Source organism: Rahnella sp. P4_A8 (assembly GCF_056402435.1).
Genome location: NZ_JBFUHK010000014.1, coordinates 11,821 through 29,709, shown reverse-complemented (window position 1 = coordinate 29,709; position 17,889 = coordinate 11,821). Strand labels below are relative to the sequence as shown.

Genomic DNA, 17,889 nt, shown 5'->3' with positions numbered 1-17,889 from the left:
CGCTCCGCTATTGCCCCAGAGTGAGGGTTTTCATCATCAACGACTTGGTGGTGTTAAGCACTTCGACGTTGGCCTGATAACTGCGGGAAGCGGAGATGGTGTTCACCATTTCGCTGACCACATCTACGTTTGGCATCTGCACATAGCCTTTTGCATCCGCCATCGGATTGCCCGGCTCATACACCATGCGCATGGGTGCCGGGTCATCAACGACCTGCGCCACTTTCACGCCGCCGGTTTCCTGACCCGGTGCCGCATCCACCTGGAAAACCACCTGCTTCGCTTTATACGGCTTACCATCCGGGCCGGTGACGCTGTCGGCGTTGGCCATGTTACTGGCGCTGACGTTCAGGCGCTGAGACTGCGCGGCCAGCGCAGAACCGGCGATATCAAAAATACCAAGCATTGACATGGGCTATTATCCTTGCAGCACCGACATCATCCCTTTGATTTGCCCGCCGAGAACGGTCAAATCGGTCTGATAGCGCACGCTGTTATCCGCAAAATTGGTACGTTCACGGTCCATATCGACCGTGTTGCCATCTGCCGATGGCTGGTCAGGGATCCGGTACATCAGATCCATATCTGCAGGCTGTACGTTGGACGCCGGGATATGGCGGTCAGACGTCAGAGACAAGGAGATGCCGCTGCCGCTTGCACGCCCCTGCTCCATCACCTTCTGCAACTGACTGGCAAAATCGATATCGCGCGCCTGATACCCTGGGGTGTCGGCGTTAGCGATATTGGCTGAAAGAATTTCTTGCCGCTGGGCGCGCAGGTTGAGCGCTTCCTGTTGGAACTGTAGTGCGGCGTTCAATTTGTCGAGCATGCGCCCTCCGCAAAGTGAGATTTTGGAGTCGACAGCATAAATGCGAGTGTCAACTGGCTATCGTCTGAATAAGCATGAAATCGGGCGCTATTTGTCCCTTTAGGAATTGCAAAGTGAGCGTAGACTTGTGGCCAGTAGTAGGTTGGCACAAAGGTAAAACGCGAATGAACATGCTGAAAATATGTCGTACAGGCATTACGCTGGGCTGCATCATGACCGGTGCGACGTCTGGTGCTGTGAGCTATGCGCAGTCTTTGCCAGTGCAAGTCAAAAGCGTGCCTGCCTCGTCCAATAGCGATACACTGCTGTCCTCGCAAATTCAGCAGTTCTTCCGCCAGCAATATGCTGAAAGCGGAATGCAGGTGACCGTGGTCGTGAACACCCCGGCGGCGCGTCAGCCCCAATGTTTATCACCACAATTTATGCTTTCACCGAACAGTCGCACCTGGGGCAATGTCTCCGTGGCGGTGAACTGTAACGGCAAGAAAAGTTACATACAGACCAAAGTGCAGGTCAGCGGAACGTACTGGGTGGCGGCGAAGAACGTGCCAGCGGGCGCTCACCTGACACAAACCGATATGCAACAAAAAACCGGGCGACTGGATCTGCTGCCACCGAAAACCATTCTTGACAGTCAACAGGCGGTGAATGGCATCACGCTGCGAAACATCAGCATCGGCCAGCCGTTAACCTTATCCATGCTGCGCCGTCCGTGGATGGTGCATGCGGGGCAGGAAGTTCAGGTTCAGGCAACAGGCAGTGGTTTTAATGTATCGAGTGCCGGTAAGGCGATGAACAATGCTGCAGCGAATGAATCAGTGCGGATCAGAATGCCGTCAGGTGCAATTGTGAACGGAACAGTAGGCTCAGATGGGTCTGTGACAGTGACGATATAATCCTAAAGTGCAGCCGTTGTTCTGCAAAAAGCTGCAATAAAAGCTAAAGTTATTTCGCCACATGTCGATAACACACGTATCAGAGTCGTCCGCGACGGCATTTTTAAGGGTTTTCATGAGATGTTCAAAACCCTGATCCCCATACTGGAGAAGAAATTTATGGCTATCGATCGTACTCAAGGTGTTTCACCTTTAACCTCGATCCAGCAACGCGAACCGTCTGAAGCTTCAGTACAGAACACGCGTAAAGAAGGCACTGTTTCTGGCACCACCACCAGCGGTACGGCGGTGACCCTGAGTTCAGCACAGGCATCTCTGACTCAGTCAAGTGCGCAGGACATTAACACGGCACGTGTCGAAGAACTGAAACAAGCTATCCGCGACGGTAAACTGACGATGGATACCGGCAAAATCGCTGATGCTTTGTTACAGGACACGCAGGATTATCTCAAAGGTCTTTAAGCTGAAGACCTCAGTGTGAAGACAAAAAGTTGGAAGGTAATAAGGCCCGATGAAGAACTTTATCAAGACCATGACTACCTTGGTTGAAACGTTGCAAGCGCTGGATCAGGTGATTAATCACGAACAAACGATACTGTGCTCTGGCCGCGTAAATGGTGCAGCCTTGCAGCATATAACCGAGCAGAAAAGTTCATTGTTAGCCACGGTAGACTATCTTGATAAACAGCGTCGTCAGCATGACGAACGCCTCAGACAAACCGCACCCTACTCAGATCCACAAGGGCAGAGTCAGCCGGAAATCGCCGCGATGTGGCAAGATATTGTGCAAATGACCGCCAGGCTGAGTCAGATAAATCGTCACAACGGCATGTTACTGGGCAAACAAATCGCCTATAACACCGAGGCGCTGGCGATCCTTAACGCCAGTCAGACGCAGAAATTCTACGGACCGAACGGGCAGGAAACCGTATCGGGGCAAACCGTCAGGAAGATCTCCGTTTAACGCCAGACGAGGGGAACGGTTTCCCCTCCGTATTCGTATTTCCCCCGCGATTCACATCCCGACTTCTGCTGATACCTCTGTCAGATTAGCCAGTCTTCTGATTTATTCCGATTTTTTCCACCCGTCTGATGAGCAGAATGGCTTGCCTGCTGGGCTTTGCCCTGCCCCCGGTTCAGATAAGTTGTCAGCGCGGTTTGCCTGGCTCCTCCCCCTGCGAAGGGGGAGGTTGGGAGGGGGTTTTAAGGGCTAACACCTGGTCAGTGCAAACTTCAACATATTGATTTTTATTTAATACCCCACCCCAACCCTCCCCTTCGCAGGGGAGGGAGCCGTTCTCAGTTACAGGTGATCCTGGTGTAGCGACCCGGCCAGATGAGTTCCGGTGATAGCTGAACATCCATACAGATAAAATGGGCAAACATTGAGAATGGGAGACGGCGTCCGGAAGGTTTTCAGGGATTACTAGAGCCGGTGGAGGGCTTACTTATAGTTCACGATCACTTCATTACTGATCACCCGCAGCGGCGTATTCATTGCGCCAGCGCCGGGGACAAAATAAACCAGTCTTAATGGTGAAGTGGCGGACTGGCCGTAAAACGATTTTGTCACCCCGCCTTCGGCGTCCAGATTGATGCAGTGATTCATGGTGTTGCAGAGTCTGACCTGTAAACCGGCGGGTCTTGCGCCGAGCACTTCATATTTCCAGCTTAGGGTTGTGATGGTTGCGGAACCTGAACTGCGCACGGGCGCGGATGCCGGTGGTGCTAACGCGCCCGACGACATCATCACGCCACGGTTTTGCAGCACCACGCCGCGCTGGGTATCGGACCATGAACCGGACGCGGCCAGCGCGGGCAGGCTCAGTGTGGTCAGCAACAACAGTGTGGCGCGGCGCATGTTATTCACCGCCGATGGTGGCGGTCATGCGGATCTGGCGGCTGTCGCTCATTTCCAGATTCGACATCACGACGATATTGGGCAGTGAACGGCGCAGGAAGCGTGACAACAGCGGACGCAGTGCGTGATTCACCAGCAGAACCGGTGGCGCGCTGAGCATATCCTGACGTTGTAATGCCGCCTCGGACTGAGTCAGCAAACGTTCAGCCAGACCCGGTTCCAGACCACCGCCGCTTTGCAGCGCCTGTAACAGCAGACGTTCCAGGGAGGTATCCAGTCCGATAACCTGCACTTCACCGCTGCCCGGGAACCACTGCTGGGTAATCGCCCTGCCGAGCGCAACACGCACCACGGACGTCAGTTCGTTAGGATCCGGCTGGTTCGGGGCATATTCCGCCAGTGTTTCAACAATGGTGCGCATATCGCGGATCGAAACGCGTTCAGATAACAGGTTCTGCAACACTTTGTGCATATTGGTCAGAGAAATGATGCCCGGAATGAAATCTTCCGTCAGCTTCGGCATTTCTTTGGTGACACGTTCCATCAGTTCCTGCGTTTCCTGACGGCCAAACAGCTCTTTGGCGTGCATGCTGATCAGGTGATTCAGATGCGTTGCGACCACGGTACTGGCTTCCACCACGGTATAACCCTGAATTTGCGCCTGCTCACGCATAGCAGGTTCAATCCAGACCGCCGCCAGCCCGAATGCCGGATCAACCGTCGCTTCGCCTGGCAATTCGCCAATCGCGCTGCCCGGGTTGATCGCCATCCAGCGGCCCGGATGCGCCGCACCCGTACCGATTTCCACGCCTTTCATCAGGATACGGTAGCCTGCTGGTGGCAGTTCGAGGTTATCGCGAATATGAATAACCGGCGGCAGATAGCCCATTTCCTGTGCGAATTTTTTACGGATACTGCGGATACGTCCCAGCAGCTCGCCGTTTTGGGCGAAGTCCACCATCGGGATCAGACGGTAGCCCACTTCCATACCCAGCGGGTCTTCAAGCTGAACGTCCTGCCAGCTGGCTTCTACCATTTGTTTACCGTTGTCTGCCACGGCCGGTGCGGCCGCTGCGGTGGCCGGTTTTTTCAGCTCCTGACCGCGAGTCCACCACGCCAGCGCCAGCAGCCCGGCGGTGAACATCAGGAAGACAAAGTTCGGCATGCCCGGCACCATACCGAGTAACCCCAGAACACCGGCACTCAGCATCATGACGCGCGGATTGCGGAACAACTGGGTCACCATCTGCTCGCCGACGTCTTCGTTGGTGCCGACGCGGGTGACGATAACACCGGCTGCAGTAGAGATAACCAGCGCCGGGATCTGCGCAACCAGACCGTCACCGATGGTCAGCAGCGTATAACTTTCAGCCGCATGGCCGAGATCCATACCGTGTTGCAACACACCCACCAGCAGGCCGCCGACGACGTTGATGATCATGATCATCAGACCGGCAACGGCGTCACCCCGCACGAATTTACTTGCACCGTCCATTGAACCGTAGAAGTCCGCTTCCTGCGTCACGTCGCTGCGGCGTTTTTTCGCTTCGTCTTCGCCAATCAGACCGGCGTTCAGATCCGCGTCAATCGCCATCTGTTTGCCGGGCATCCCGTCAAGCACAAAACGCGCGCCCACTTCGGCAATACGCCCGGCACCTTTGGTGATAACCATGAAGTTGATCAGCACCAGGATGATAAACACCACGATACCGATGGCGAAGTTGCCGCCGACCAGGAAGTGACCGAAGGCTTCAATCACCCGCCCCGCGGCCGCGCCGCCGGTATGCCCTTCCAGCAGGATCACACGGGTTGAGGCAACGTTCAGCGACAGGCGTAATAAGGTGGAAAACAGCAGAATGGTCGGGAATGCCGCGAAATCCAGCGTGCGCTGGGTAAACATTGCCACCAGCAACACCATGATGGATAACGCAATGTTAAAGGTGAACAGCAGGTCAAGGATGAACGGTGGTAACGGCAACACCATCATCGACAGGATGATCAGGATAAGAATTGGGCCTGCCAGTACCTGCCATTGTCCGGACTTAAAGTTGGCGGGTAAACGCAGTATCGCGGCCAGATTAGCCATGGGTATCACTCTCTCCTGCTGCAAAATCCAGACCTTCAGGGACTGGTAAATGTTGAGGTTTTTTCGGGATCAGCCCGCCTTCGCGCTTCCAGCGTTTCAGCTGATAAACCCAGGCCAGAACTTCAGCCACGGCGGCATACAGCGTCGCCGGAATTTGCTGACCAATGTCACTGTGCCGGTAAAGCGCACGCGCCAGAGGCGGCGCTTCCAGCATCGGAATTTTGTGCTCGACACCGAGTTCCCTGATACGCAGCGCCACGTCTCCCGCGCCTTTCGCCAGTACTTTCGGTGCACTCATTTTGTTTTCACTGTATTGCAGCGCAACGGCGTAGTGCGTCGGGTTGGTCACGATAACGTCTGCTTTGGGCACATCGGCCATCATGCGACGCCTGGCCATTGCACGTTGCTGCTGGCGGATACGCCCTTTAACGTGCGGGTCACCTTCCTGACTTTTATGTTCGTCGCGGATATCCTGCTTGCTCATACGCAGCTTTTTCAGGTTGCTCCAGATTTGCCAGAACACGTCGAAACCCACCATCGGCGTTAATCCCAGTACCACCATCAGCCCGCAGAATACCACCATGTTCAGTGCTTCACCCAGCGCCGGAATGGTCGGTTGCGCCATGAGGCGCATCATGTCCGGCCATTTATGCCACAAATACAACCCGGCGACGGTGCCGACCAGCAAGGCTTTAAGAACGGCTTTCAGCAGCTCCGCCAGCACCTGACCGGAAAATAAACGTTTCAAACCGGCAATCGGATCCATACGGCTGAACTTGAACTCAAAGGATTTACCGCTGAACATCAGGCCGCCGAGTAACAGCGGCGCGGCGAGTGCGATCAAAATCAGGCCGCCGATCACCGGCAATAATGCCCAGACTGCGCGGCCCAGCAGCGTCGCCATCTGCTGCAAAACCTGCCGGTCATCGCTGACCATGCCGTGATCAAACTTAAGACCTTGCGAAATCATCACGCCAAGCTGCCGCGCCATAGATTCGCCCGACATCCACAGCAGCGTTAAGCCGCCTCCCAGCATCAGAATTGAGGTCAGTTCGCGCGAGCGCGGTATCTGCCCTTCCTCACGCGCTTTTTCAAGCCGGTGTGCGGTGGGGGCCTCACTTTTTTCGAGATCGCTTTCTTCAGCCACCGGCGGTTCCTGTCAGGGTTTACCCGGCATGTAAAACACGACGGGCACAATTTCATGCAAACTCCCAACGTCACTGGAGTTGTAGCAAGGCAGCAAGCGAGAGGATCCCGATGAGCTGATATGAGTCAGTGATTCGGGTGAACGAACGACGCTACAGATTCAATGACGCAGGGATAGCATGACAAAAGCGGCGAAGTCTTATTGGTGAATTAGAGAGGAAAAATGGCGGCTATTCAGCAGATGAATTTATTTGTAAAAATTCCAGATAAGGAAAACACCCCTCAGTGCGAGACGGAGAGGTGTTTATTGCTGACGTGCTGGCACATCAAAAACCTAATGAATCCAGCAGATCGTCTACCTGTTCTTGTGAGGCCACAACACCGACACCGTTGGAATCGAGTTGCGGGCCGTTCAGCAGGCTGTCATTTTCACGCTTCGCTTTAGCCTGTTGTTCAGGAATATTTTCCATCAGCACCATTAACAGCTGATTTTCGATTTCCTGTACCACGGTCATCATGCGTTTAATGACCTGACCGGTCAGATCCTGGAAGTCCTGTGCCATCATGATTTCCATCAACTGAGCATTGGTAAAACTGGTGTGCTCAGGGATTTCTTTCAGGTAGCTGCGGGTGTCCGTGACCAGCTCGCGGGCATCCGATAATTCAATCGGATTTTCAAACCATTCATCCCAACGCTTATCAAGTTTCTTCGCGGCAGATTCAAGTTTGTTCTGACGAGGCTGCGCAGCCTCAACACAGTTCAGGGCGCGTTCAGCCGCCTGAGCCGTCATGGTGACAACATAATCAAGACGATCGCGGGCATCCGGAATTGCTTCGGCTGCCTGAGCAATGGCCTGATCCAGACCAAGTTCACGCATGCTGTCACGCAACATACGGGTCAGTTGCCCAATGCGGGCGATAATTTCGCCCGCGGTTGCTGCATCATTTGCAGGCATTGGTATCTCTGCCATATACGGACTCCTACATGCCCAGTTTTTCGAAGATTTTGCCCAGTTTTTCTTCCAGCGTGGCGGCGGTAAAGGGTTTAACCACATAACCACTGGCCCCGGCCTGTGCGGCGGCGACGATGTTTTCTTTCTTCGCTTCTGCGGTTACCATCAGCACCGGCAACTTGCCCAGCGCAGCGTCAGCACGGATGGTTTTCAGCAGATCCAGACCGTCCATGTTGGGCATGTTCCAGTCGGATACCACGAAGTCAAAACCCCCGGCGCGCAGTTTGTTCAGCGCATCAACACCGTCTTCTGCTTCTTCAACGTTGTTGAAGCCCAGCTCTTTCAGCAGGTTGCGCACGATACGACGCATGGTAGAGAAATCGTCTACTACCAGAAATCTCAGATTTGGATCGGCCATGTTTTATCTACTCCTAAGGTTTGCTACCCAGCACAAGGCTGAAAAATTAAATACGTAATGCCTGACCGGCTGATATTTGCGCCAGCATCCGCTGGCTGATTTGGCTGAGATCCACCACTTCGTTTACGCCACCGGTGGCGATAGCCTCACGGGGCATACCGAACACCACACAACTGGCTTCGTTTTGTGCAAGGGTGTAAGCCCCTGCCCGGTGCATCTCAAGCATGCCGGCGGCGCCGTCATTGCCCATTCCCGTCAGGATCACCCCAACGGCATTGCGTCCGGCAAACTGCGCCACCGAACGGAATAAAACGTCGACCGACGGACGATGGCGGTTCACCGCCGGACCGTCGTTCAACTTAACCTGGTAGTTGGCGCCACTGCGCGTGAGTTCCATATGTCTGTCACCCGGTGCGATATACGCATGGCCCGGCAAAACACGCTCTCCGTCTTCCGCTTCTTTCACCGTGATCTGACATAACTTGTTCAGACGGTCGGCGAAAGAACGGGTGAAACCCGGTGGCATATGCTGGGTAATCATCAGCGCCGGACAGGTCGGCGGCAGCGGTTGCAGCACGTGGCGGATAGCCTCTGTGCCGCCCGTTGATGAGCCGATGGCAATCAGTTTTTCACTGCTCAGCAGCGGCGTATGGCTGAGAATACGCGGCTGATCAATGTTGACGCTTTTGTTCAGACGCGCTTTTGAGGCCGTGCGGATTTTATCGGCAATCATCTCGCTGTAGGCCAGCATACCTTCACGGATACCCAGTTGCGGTTTGGTCACAAAGTCAATCGCGCCAAGCTCCAGTGCACGCAGGGTAATTTCCGAGCCTTTGCCGGTCAGTGAGGAGACCATCACCACCGGCATCGGACGCAGACGCATCAGCTTTTCGAGAAAATCCAGGCCGTCCATACGCGGCATTTCAACATCCAGCGTCAGCACGTCCGGGTTAAATTTCTTGATGAGATCACGCGCCACCAGCGGATCGGGGGCGGTCGCGACCATTTCCATATCCGGATGGCTGTTGATGATTTCCGTCATCAGCTGACGCATTAACGCCGAGTCATCGACGCTCAACACTCTGATTTTATTCATTACCTCTCCTTGGCGAGGCCATAGACAGTCTGACCGCGCAAATAAAATTCCCGGCTGATTTGGCTGAAGTTTTCGGAGTGTCCGGCAAACATCAGACCACCCGGTTTAAGTAACGGAACAAATCGGCGTAAAATTTTCTCCTGCGTTTCTTTATCGAAATAAATCATCACATTACGGCAGAAAATTGCATCAAACGGACCGTTCAGCTGCCACTGGTTCGCCAGCAGATTCAGTTGCTGGAAAGCCACCATCTGCGCCAGTTCGGGACGCACACGCACCAGGCCACTGTGCGGGCCTGTGCCTTTGAGGAAAAATTTCTGTAACTGCTGCGGGCTGAGCGTGCGCAGTTCTTCGAGGCGGTAAACCCCGGCGGTGGCTTTCTCAAGCACCTGCGTATCGATATCACTGGCCTGAATGCGGCAGCTTGCCATCCGCGGCCCCAGCGCTTCACTCAGCGTCATGGCGATGGAATAGGGTTCTTCGCCGGTCGACGCCGCCGTGCTCCAGACGCTGTAACTGTTCGGACGCGAACGGGCATGTTCTGCCAGGATCGGGAAGTGATGCGCTTCGCGGAAAAACGCCGTCAGGTTGGTGGTCAGCGCATTAATAAACGCCTGCCATTCCGGACTGTTGCTGTCGTTTTCCAGCAGCGCCATATAACTGGTGAAATCATTAAGCCCGAGTATCCGCAACCGCCGGACCAGGCGGTTGTAGACCATTTCGCGTTTGTGATCCGCCAGCACAATACCCGCGCGCTGATAGATAAGCTCACTTATCCGGCGGAAATGGGTATCGGACAGCGGTAAACGCTGGATCATCTGTGCCATGATCGAAGTGTTATCAGCACTCATTGGCGAGCCTGGTTGATTCATGGTGCAGCTCCATTAGAGGGACAGGTGGTGTAACGGGTACCCAATTCACTCTTCATCTGGTATCAGAATGTTTCCCAGTTATCTGCCGATACCGCGCCTGCGGTTGCCGGAAGTAATGCGGGTTGGGCCACCTGGCGGGATGTCAGGCCCTGAGCCAGTCCGCTGCGGCGTTGACCTGCGCCGTCAGTGGTGGCAAGGCGAAACACCGATACCGCACGGGTCAGATTTTCAGACTCGATTTCCAGCGCATGCGTGGAAGAAGCGGCCTGCTGAACCAGCGTGGCGTTTTGCTGTGTAACCTGATCCATTTGGGTCACGGCAATCGATACCTGTTCGATGCCACGACTTTGTTCGTCAGACGCCGAGGCGATTTCGCCCATGATGTCAGTTACGCGGGTGACAGCACGAACGATGTCATCCATGGTATTTCCGGCGGATTCAACCAGTTGGGAACCCTGACTGACGCGGCTGACAGATTCATCTATCAGTGCTTTGATTTCTTTCGCGGCCTGTGCGCTGCGTTGTGCCAGGGTTCGTACTTCACCGGCCACGACCGCAAATCCACGGCCCTGCTCACCGGCACGTGCCGCTTCAACCGCCGCGTTCAGTGCCAGAATGTTGGTCTGGAACGCAATGCCATCAATGACGCTGGTGATTGCGCTGATTTTCTTCGAGCTGCCTGCAATATCATTCATGGTTTTCACCACGTTGCCGGTCAGTTCACCGCCTTTTTCTGCGGTATTCGACGCATCACGTGCCAGTTGCGTGGCCTGACGGGCATTCTCGGCATTCTGTTTCACGGTGGCGGTCAGTTGTTCCATGCTCGCTGCGGTTTCTTCCAGCGCCGACGCCTGCTGTTCAGTCCGTGAAGACAAATCAGTGTTGCCCGCCGCGATCCCTTTCAGGCCGGAGAACATGGTGTCAGCGCCGTGACGCACGGTGCGGACGGTGTCTGCCAGCGACGTTTGCATCTGCTGCAGGCTTTCCAGCATGACTTTAATTTCGTAGCGCCCTTCTGCAACGATGGGCGAAGAGATATCACCGGCCCCGATGCGGTCAAAATGTCCGCGCATAATGGTCAGCGGAGTAAACAGAATGCGGCGGGTCACCACCAGCGCCAGTACCGTCAGGGCAATCAGCAGAACAAGGGCGACGGAGGTGTTGATCATGACATTCTGGTAAGACGCTGCGGTTTGCGTTTGCGCTTCCCCGAAGCGGGCACTGACGTAGGCAGTGTAATCACCGACATCTTTCTGGAACTGATCCTGATACTTTTGCGCCGGACCGTTCAGAAAACCGTTCATGTCGCCGCTGGACAGCAGCTCAGTCAGCGTCTGCAACATATCGTGCAGTTGCTGATAACTCGCCTTGTTCACAGCAGTCAGTGCCACCGCTTTTTCTGTTCTGCGGGGCAGAGCCAGAAATGCAGCGTAAGCGTCTTCGGCCTTTTTCAGGCTGGCTTTGGCATCCGACATCAGCTGAGTGATGTTTTCCTGGGGCTGTTTCAGCGCCAGACGCGTTGCCGCGCGGTTAAGGGTATTACGGGTCTGCAACAGATAAGACCAGGACTGGCTGAGCGCATCACGCTGTTCAGCGGTGTTGGATATCTGCTCAAAATTCAATTTATCCGTGTGGGCGGCCTGCAGCGATAACCCGCTGTTAACCAGTTGCATAACAAAGAACACTATCAATAACAAAAACATGCAGGTGGACACACGGATGTGCTTAAACATGGATAACCTCATTAGGTGCCAGCCCAGACCGGCACCTTTATTCTTATACCCTACATACTCGGGACTGCCTTTGCGTTAACGGCAAACCTGACTCTTTCGGGTCGCGATGTTATGTACGTGCTTAGAAGGTTTCCCAGTTTTCGGTTAAATCTGTTCCCTGCGCTCCACCCTTACCGGCTTTAGAACCAGAAAGGTTCGGAGTCAACAGAGACAGCCTCGCCGAAGATGCCGGATTCTGGCGCACGTTGTTATTTGCGGTCTGGCTCAGCGTAAACACGGCCACTGATTGCGTCAGCAGGCTCGCCTGCTCTTCCAGCGCCGCAGAAGCGGACGCGGATTCTTCAACCAGTGAGGCGTTCTGCTGCGTCACCCGATCCATTTCAGTGATGGCTTGTGCGACCTGCTCAATCCCGCGGCTTTGTTCATCCGATGCCGAGGTGATTTCGCCCATAATGTCAGTCACACGCGTAACGGCATTCACCATGTCATGCATGGTTTCACCGGCACTTTCCGCCAGCACTGAACCGGTATTAATGCGGCTGACAGAATCATCAATCAGCCCTTTAATTTCTTTTGCTGCCTGCGCGCTGCGTTGCGCCAGGGTACGGACTTCACCGGCCACGACCGCAAATCCACGGCCCTGCTCACCTGCACGCGCCGCTTCAACGGCGGCGTTCAGCGCCAGAATGTTGGTCTGGAAAGCAATCCCGTCGATCACACCGGTAATGTCGGTGATCTTTTTCGAGCTGCTGGCGATGTCATTCATGGTATCGACCACGTTTGCTACCACTTTCCCGCCCTTCTGTGCGGTTTCGGACGCGCTCAGTGCCAGCTGGCTGGCCTGACGGGCGTTTTCGGCGTTCTGTTTCACGGTCGCGGTCAGCTGTTCCATACTGGCGGCGGTTTCTTCCAGCGCAGACGCCTGCTGTTCAGTACGTGAAGATAAATCACTGTTGCCTGCGGAGATCTCGCTCGCACCGCTGTAAATTGCATCAGCGCCATGACGTACACCAGAGACCGTGCGGATCAGTTCGTCCTGCATGTACTTGAGACTATCGGCAAGCTGGCCGATTTCATTACGGCTTTTCACGACTATTTCGTGCGTCAGATCACCGGTTGCAATTTTACGGATGGTATCGACGATATTTTTCAGCGGATGGATCAGGATGCGTTGCACGCCAGTCCAGGCCAGCAGGATGAAAATCGCCAGCACAATCAACACGGTACCCAGCATCCATATGGCATGCGTGAAGGAATTCTCGCTCACTTTCACCGCCTCGTTATACAGACGGTCGTTCTGATCGATATAGGTGACGAAAGCTTTTTCGAAGTTGTCCTGATACTGCTGAGTCGGTTGTTCGAAGAAGTCATTGATACGCCCCAGACCAATCAGCTCAATCAGTTCCGAAAGCGCGTCATGCAGCACCTGATATTGCTTTTTGGCGTCGGCGGCAAATTGCGGGTTCTGGCTGGCATCAGCGGGGATTTTTTGATAACTGGCAAAGTGCTGATCGGCGATTTGCAGATCTTTGGTGGCGGTATCAATCAGTTCTTTGACCGTTGCGCCGCTGCCCATCTGGTTGGCGTCGAGCATGAAACGGATACCCGCACGGTTCAGGGTGTTGCGGGTTTGCAGCAGATAAATCCAGCTGGCGTTAAATTCTGCCTGTTGTAAACGGATTTGCTGAGACGTGGTGAAATTATCTTTGTCTGTCTTTAACGATTTAAAGAACAGGCCACCGGATACCAACTGTAAAGCACCGAAGACCACCAGTAAGATCACGATGCCCGTGACCACTTTCATACGGTTAAACATGTTGTTCCTTTTCAAATGAGAATTATCTGGAACAGTTATCGGCAGGAAGAACAGGAACTTTATGTGATGGGGGTCAAATTTTTTCGGGGGAAATGATCAGGCAACGGTGGCGACAAAACTCTTTAAAACTGCGATGCGATGGGCATCCGGATTGACCAGAAGGTCGTGATGAATCATCAGCACCACGCCTTTAAGTAACTCTGTGGTGTTGTCGATCTGGGACAGGGATTTGAGTTTTTTGATATCATTACCGATCTCGCGCCCTTTCAGGGAAAGGCGCTTATTGGCCAGACCGGTCGCCAGTTCGGACGTCAGCAAGGTCACCAGGCGCAGGGCCGCTTCAGGGTTTGATGCCAGCTGATGAATATAATATTTGAGCAGTAACGGTACGAAATCAGGGGTTGCCCCCAATTCCGCACTCGCCATGTTCAGCAGATCAATCATGTGCGCAGGCACACGGGTTTCCACGGCTTTGCGTTGTATCTGCAACTGCTTTTTGATGGCAGGCACAGACTGAAAAGGGATCACCGCAACGCTGTCGCAGGTTTTACATACGCCCGCAATGATATTTTTCACCATACCGCTGCCGTCATCAAACGGCACATCGCGCAGCTGATAGCTGACAATGCGAAAAGCCTCACAGACACCACACATCGCCTTTTTCTCGTCCCCGACTTTATAAATAATCATATTCTTCCTTAATGATGAACGCTGATAAAAACACTGGTGGGCTCTGTAAAATACCACTTGATGTACCAGGGTACTCCGGCACTACTGACGGTGATGATGTGGACATCAATACTGCTGTCAAAATGGCAGGGGCGAACCTGATAATGATCTCCGGATGCCCTGCCGATTAAGGCAGCCACTTCAAAGGGCGAGATGTCACCCGTACTTAACAAATTCTTAAGCTGAATCCCGCGTCTTGCCTCAAATTCAATATTTCCATTCTTCAAACATTCGATCACCTTCCATTTGATCTCTCTGAAACTCATGAGCCCTCAATGTACGCCAGTTGTCGTACTTAATCAAATTATCATTTTGCATCACGACTATTTCCGTGAAGCCCGGTCCCGCAGGGCTATCACGCCATATTCAGTAAAAAGATGCGCAGGGAAAATGATTATTTTTCAGACAAATGGAAGACATTACGCAAAAACGCGCTGCACGATATGCAACGCGGATTTGTAAACTCAGGACGGCTCGCAAGACACCGTTTTACGCCGCCCCCTGCCGTTAAAAAGCAAATAACTGAGAAGTGCCAGTACCCATACGCCTGCCGCGCCATAGAGCAGAATGCCTGCAAAGCCATCAGTCAGTGCCTGCGCAATCTGTCCGCTTTGCAGGGGTTCAATGGCTGAGCCGCCTGCAATACGTTCTGCCAGCGAAGATAATTCCCCTGCTGCGGGCATGACTTTTTTCAGGCTCGCGGCAATTCCCGCCACCAGCAGGTTTCCCATGAGCGCAATGTTGATCGCCAGGGTAATCAGGCGCGCACTGATATCAATCCCCGACGCCATTCCCGCGCGGTTGGCCGCAACAGAGCCGGTTGTGGTGTTGGTGACCGGTGTATTGGTCAGCCCCAGCGCAATGCCTGCCAGCAGCGCACCCGGCAATAGGCTAAGGTGATGAACGACGGCGATTTGCATCAGCATAAAACCTGCGCCTATTGTGAATAATCCCAGCGGGATCAGACGTGACGCGCCAAAACGTGTTGTCAGTTTTTCACCGAGCGGTGGCATCAGCAACGTGGGTAACGTATAAGCCAGCAGTGCCATACCGGTAGCGACACTGCCATAACCCAGCCCGCCCTGATAATACACCGGCAGATAAATCATCAGCGGCCAGAAGCTGAAATTCATCCCTACCGACCCCATCAGCGCACCAGAAAATGCCCGGACGCGGAAGACCGAAAAATCAAACATCGGGTGCGGATGGCGTTTTTCAATGCGGATGAACATCACCGCGCTGACGGCGGTAGCCAGCAGAACGGCGCCTGCTGTGACACTGTTCCAGCCCAGACTGCTGCCCTGAGTAATGAGGAACGTCGCGCCCAAGACCGTGACCGAAAGGGTAATCAATCCCCCCAGATCCAGTTTTTTAGCCTGTCCGTCACGGGATTCCACCACGTTTTTCAGCGCCAGAATCAGGGTCAGTACGGCGATAACAACGTGGATCAGAAACACCCATCGCCAGCTCAGCCAGGCGACCAGCGTGCCGCCGATGATCGGGCCGAACCCTAACCCGAAACCAAACGTAATCCCCCATGCGGCAAACGCCTGACTGCGCGCTTTCCCTTGCGGAAACTGCGACGAAAGGATCGCAATCAGGCAGGTCAGCATTGCGCCGCCGCTCAGTCCCTGAAGAAAACGTCCTGCGATAAGCCATTGCGCGCTACCGGCGAGACCGCACATCAGCGAGGTCAGCCCGAACGCTGTAATGCTGATGATAAAAACACGTTTCCGTCCATAGCGGTCTGCCAGCGTACCGGTCGCCATCAGTACCGTGGTGCAGGCGAGCGTGTAAGCGTTCATGATCCACTGAAGCTCGCGGAAACTGGCATGCAGTTCCTGTTCGAGTACCGGTGATAATACGGGGACGCTGGAAATTTCCAGCCCCGACATCAGGGCGGCCAGACAAACCGCCATCAGTGCGAGTGTGTTTTTCATGATTAAATCCTGCGGGGATAAGAGACGCATAGCATGGAAGATTGGCGTCAGAGTAGAAATCTGCCGGTATGCCATGTATCGTCAAGATCGTGCCAACCTGAGGGTTATCCTTTCATGCAAAAAGTTGATCTGCCGCCGATATCTTCCTCCCGCCATCCCGCTGCGCCCAACCGGCGACTGGTGCTGCTGGCTTATGAATGTCTGTGTACCTTCGAGTTTGGCATCGCCGTCGAAGCCTTTGGCCGTGCCGATGAACTCACGGGCGAACCGCTGTACGAGTTAGCCGTCGCGTCGGTAGAAGAAGGGACTTTCGGCGCGCAAGGCGGCGTGCGGCTGGTGGTGGATGGCGGGCTGGAACTGCTGAAAGACGCCGGTACGATTGTGATCCCCGGCTGGCGAAGCATTCACGAACCGGCGTCTGAGCGGCTGATTGCTGCGCTGCAAAAAGCCCATCACAACGGGACAAGAATTGTGTCGATCTGCGCGGGAAGTTTCGTGTTGGCCGCTGCGGGTTTGCTGGACGGTAAACGCGCGACGGCGCACTGGAACAGCACCGATGTCCTGGCGCAAAAATTCCCTGACGTGCAGGTTGAGCACGGCATGATTTATGTCGATGAAGGCAGCATCATCACCTCTGCCGGTGGTGCGGCGGGCGTCGATTTGTGTCTGCATCTGATCCGCCGTGATTATGGTATCGAAGTCGCTAACCGTACAGCGCGCCGCATGGTGACGCCGCCGCTGCGCGAAGGGAATCAGGCTCAGTTGATCCAGCAACCGGTACCACGGCATCAGACAAAAACGCTGGCGCCCTTGCTCGATGACTTACGCGGCCATCTCAATACACCGCTGGTGATTGATCAGCTCGCCAGACAAGCCGGTATGAGCCGCCGCACCTTCCTGCGCCGCTTCCATGATGCTACCGGCACCACACCGGGAGAATGGATGCTGACCGTGCGGCTGGAAAAAGCCTGCGCCCTGCTGGAAAACGGCACACTGAGTATTGACCGCGTTGCCGAACAGGCCGGTTTCGGTTCGCCGGAAACTTTACGTCATCATTTCCGCCAGCGGCTGGGTACGTCGCCGACACAATGGCGCAAAGGGTTTGTTGAACGGGATTTGGTGGGATGAGTTTTGGGGGGCTGGCGGCAGTGGACTTCCGCCGCCCTGGTGATGCATTTCTAAGCTGCCTGTGCGGCAGTGAACTGTTGGGTTTTCAGCTTTACGCTTTGAACGGCAAGAGATTATCCCTGTTTTAGCAGAAATACCCTCTTTTTTTGTGTGTTCGCGTGCACTCATTAAATCAATGAGTTAGGAGCAGTGCAAAAAAGAGGGTCAGTTCAGAGATGCCATTAATACCCCATCCCGGCCTTCCCCTTCGCCGGGGAACGAGCAAGAAAAAAACTTCTGCCCTTATTTTTAACAGGAAGAATCAGAACGAGGGTTTTATTCGATCGAGACTGGCGTGATCAAAAATCTTGCTGAACGGAGCGGCCTGAAGACCGGGGGCTTCAGGA

At 54.4% G+C, this 17,889-nt stretch carries 18 protein-coding genes; 4 read left to right on the top strand and 14 right to left on the bottom strand.

The window, feature by feature from the left end; genetic code table 11:
* Window positions 1-7: 7 nt before the first annotated feature.
* Entirely contained in the window at window positions 8-412 is a 405-nt protein-coding gene (gene flgC / locus AC1DUO_RS10010) for a flagellar basal body rod protein FlgC (RefSeq protein WP_013575164.1), read from the bottom strand.
* 6 nt (window positions 413-418) lie between these two features.
* Window positions 419-829: a flagellar basal body rod protein FlgB gene (gene flgB, locus AC1DUO_RS10005; RefSeq protein ID WP_013575163.1), complete on the bottom strand. Its 411-nt coding sequence runs from the start codon at window positions 827-829 to the stop codon at window positions 419-421.
* A gap of 164 nt (window positions 830-993) precedes the next feature.
* Here flgB and flgA point away from each other — a divergent pair, with 164 nt between their 5' ends.
* From flgA to AC1DUO_RS09990, 3 genes are all read left to right on the top strand, one after another.
* Window positions 994-1,725, top strand: coding sequence for a flagellar basal body P-ring formation chaperone FlgA (gene flgA / locus AC1DUO_RS10000; protein WP_198670097.1), 732 nt, complete (start codon window positions 994-996; stop codon window positions 1,723-1,725).
* A gap of 159 nt (window positions 1,726-1,884) precedes the next feature.
* Window positions 1,885-2,187, top strand: a complete 303-nt coding sequence (gene flgM / locus AC1DUO_RS09995; RefSeq protein ID WP_013575161.1) for a flagellar biosynthesis anti-sigma factor FlgM — start codon at window positions 1,885-1,887, stop codon at window positions 2,185-2,187.
* 49 nt (window positions 2,188-2,236) lie between these two features.
* The gene (locus tag AC1DUO_RS09990; RefSeq protein ID WP_013575160.1) at window positions 2,237-2,689 is read left to right on the top strand and encodes a flagella synthesis protein FlgN; all 453 of its coding nucleotides are present in this window, start codon (window positions 2,237-2,239) and stop codon (window positions 2,687-2,689) included.
* 480 nt (window positions 2,690-3,169) lie between these two features.
* Here AC1DUO_RS09990 and AC1DUO_RS09985 read toward each other — a convergent pair whose 3' ends face one another.
* The 12 genes from AC1DUO_RS09985 to AC1DUO_RS09930 form a co-directional block, all read right to left on the bottom strand.
* Window positions 3,170-3,586 carry a flagellar protein FlhE gene (locus AC1DUO_RS09985; protein WP_015689761.1) on the bottom strand — a complete coding sequence of 139 codons (417 nt, stop codon included), beginning with the start codon at window positions 3,584-3,586 and terminating at the stop codon, window positions 3,170-3,172.
* 1 nt (window position 3,587) lies between these two features.
* On the bottom strand, window positions 3,588-5,672 hold the full coding sequence (flhA, locus tag AC1DUO_RS09980; RefSeq protein WP_015689760.1) for a flagellar biosynthesis protein FlhA: 2,085 nt from the start codon (window positions 5,670-5,672) through the stop codon (window positions 3,588-3,590).
* Window positions 5,665-6,819: a flagellar biosynthesis protein FlhB gene (flhB, locus tag AC1DUO_RS09975; protein WP_013575156.1), complete on the bottom strand. Its 1,155-nt coding sequence runs from the start codon at window positions 6,817-6,819 to the stop codon at window positions 5,665-5,667. Before flhB ends, flhA begins: the two co-directional genes overlap by 8 nt.
* Window positions 6,820-7,144: 325 nt before the next feature.
* Window positions 7,145-7,789: a protein phosphatase CheZ gene (gene cheZ / locus AC1DUO_RS09970; RefSeq protein WP_013575155.1), complete on the bottom strand. Its 645-nt coding sequence runs from the start codon at window positions 7,787-7,789 to the stop codon at window positions 7,145-7,147.
* 10 nt (window positions 7,790-7,799) lie between these two features.
* The gene (gene cheY, locus AC1DUO_RS09965; protein WP_013575154.1) at window positions 7,800-8,189 is read right to left on the bottom strand and encodes a chemotaxis response regulator CheY; all 390 of its coding nucleotides are present in this window, start codon (window positions 8,187-8,189) and stop codon (window positions 7,800-7,802) included.
* 46 nt (window positions 8,190-8,235) lie between these two features.
* Complete coding sequence (locus AC1DUO_RS09960; RefSeq protein ID WP_013575153.1) at window positions 8,236-9,285, bottom strand: protein-glutamate methylesterase/protein-glutamine glutaminase; 1,050 nt, start codon at window positions 9,283-9,285, stop codon at window positions 8,236-8,238.
* Window positions 9,285-10,157: a protein-glutamate O-methyltransferase CheR gene (gene cheR / locus AC1DUO_RS09955; RefSeq protein WP_013575152.1), complete on the bottom strand. Its 873-nt coding sequence runs from the start codon at window positions 10,155-10,157 to the stop codon at window positions 9,285-9,287. Before cheR ends, AC1DUO_RS09960 begins: the two co-directional genes overlap by 1 nt.
* 62 nt (window positions 10,158-10,219) lie before the next feature.
* Window positions 10,220-11,890: a methyl-accepting chemotaxis protein gene (locus tag AC1DUO_RS09950; RefSeq protein WP_112151837.1), complete on the bottom strand. Its 1,671-nt coding sequence runs from the start codon at window positions 11,888-11,890 to the stop codon at window positions 10,220-10,222.
* Between the two features lie 121 nt (window positions 11,891-12,011).
* On the bottom strand, window positions 12,012-13,706 hold the full coding sequence (locus tag AC1DUO_RS09945; protein WP_013575150.1) for a methyl-accepting chemotaxis protein: 1,695 nt from the start codon (window positions 13,704-13,706) through the stop codon (window positions 12,012-12,014).
* Window positions 13,707-13,802: 96 nt separating this feature from the next.
* A complete protein-coding gene (locus AC1DUO_RS09940; RefSeq protein ID WP_477987191.1) occupies window positions 13,803-14,396 on the bottom strand; it encodes a hypothetical protein in 594 nt (197 codons plus the stop codon).
* An 8-nt stretch (window positions 14,397-14,404) separates the two neighbouring features.
* Entirely contained in the window at window positions 14,405-14,701 is a 297-nt protein-coding gene (locus tag AC1DUO_RS09935; RefSeq protein WP_217244288.1) for a hypothetical protein, read from the bottom strand.
* Window positions 14,702-14,899: 198 nt separating this feature from the next.
* Complete coding sequence (locus AC1DUO_RS09930) at window positions 14,900-16,375, bottom strand: MFS transporter (RefSeq protein WP_477987188.1); 1,476 nt, start codon at window positions 16,373-16,375, stop codon at window positions 14,900-14,902.
* Between the two features lie 114 nt (window positions 16,376-16,489).
* Here AC1DUO_RS09930 and ftrA point away from each other — a divergent pair, with 114 nt between their 5' ends.
* Window positions 16,490-17,503, top strand: coding sequence for a transcriptional regulator FtrA (ftrA, locus tag AC1DUO_RS09925; RefSeq protein WP_477987186.1), 1,014 nt, complete (start codon window positions 16,490-16,492; stop codon window positions 17,501-17,503).
* Window positions 17,504-17,889: the final 386 nt, after the last annotated feature.

Coding starts and splice junctions, on each gene's coding strand:
- AC1DUO_RS09985 (WP_015689761.1), bottom strand. CDS start 3,586: ATGCGCCGCGCCACACTGTTGTTGCTGACCACACTGAGCCTGCCCGCG.
- AC1DUO_RS09945 (WP_013575150.1), bottom strand. CDS start 13,706: ATGTTTAACCGTATGAAAGTGGTCACGGGCATCGTGATCTTACTGGTG.
- AC1DUO_RS09935 (WP_217244288.1), bottom strand. CDS start 14,701: ATGAGTTTCAGAGAGATCAAATGGAAGGTGATCGAATGTTTGAAGAAT.
- cheZ (WP_013575155.1), bottom strand. CDS start 7,789: ATGGCAGAGATACCAATGCCTGCAAATGATGCAGCAACCGCGGGCGAA.
- AC1DUO_RS09940 (WP_477987191.1), bottom strand. CDS start 14,396: ATGATTATTTATAAAGTCGGGGACGAGAAAAAGGCGATGTGTGGTGTC.
- ftrA (WP_477987186.1), top strand. CDS start 16,490: ATGCAAAAAGTTGATCTGCCGCCGATATCTTCCTCCCGCCATCCCGCT.
- flgC (WP_013575164.1), bottom strand. CDS start 412: ATGTCAATGCTTGGTATTTTTGATATCGCCGGTTCTGCGCTGGCCGCG.
- flgB (WP_013575163.1), bottom strand. CDS start 829: ATGCTCGACAAATTGAACGCCGCACTACAGTTCCAACAGGAAGCGCTC.
- AC1DUO_RS09990 (WP_013575160.1), top strand. CDS start 2,237: ATGAAGAACTTTATCAAGACCATGACTACCTTGGTTGAAACGTTGCAA.
- AC1DUO_RS09930 (WP_477987188.1), bottom strand. CDS start 16,375: ATGAAAAACACACTCGCACTGATGGCGGTTTGTCTGGCCGCCCTGATG.
- AC1DUO_RS09950 (WP_112151837.1), bottom strand. CDS start 11,890: ATGTTTAAGCACATCCGTGTGTCCACCTGCATGTTTTTGTTATTGATA.
- flhA (WP_015689760.1), bottom strand. CDS start 5,672: ATGGCTAATCTGGCCGCGATACTGCGTTTACCCGCCAACTTTAAGTCC.
- cheR (WP_013575152.1), bottom strand. CDS start 10,157: ATGAATCAACCAGGCTCGCCAATGAGTGCTGATAACACTTCGATCATG.
- flgA (WP_198670097.1), top strand. CDS start 994: ATGAACATGCTGAAAATATGTCGTACAGGCATTACGCTGGGCTGCATC.
- cheY (WP_013575154.1), bottom strand. CDS start 8,189: ATGGCCGATCCAAATCTGAGATTTCTGGTAGTAGACGATTTCTCTACC.
- flgM (WP_013575161.1), top strand. CDS start 1,885: ATGGCTATCGATCGTACTCAAGGTGTTTCACCTTTAACCTCGATCCAG.
- AC1DUO_RS09960 (WP_013575153.1), bottom strand. CDS start 9,285: ATGAATAAAATCAGAGTGTTGAGCGTCGATGACTCGGCGTTAATGCGT.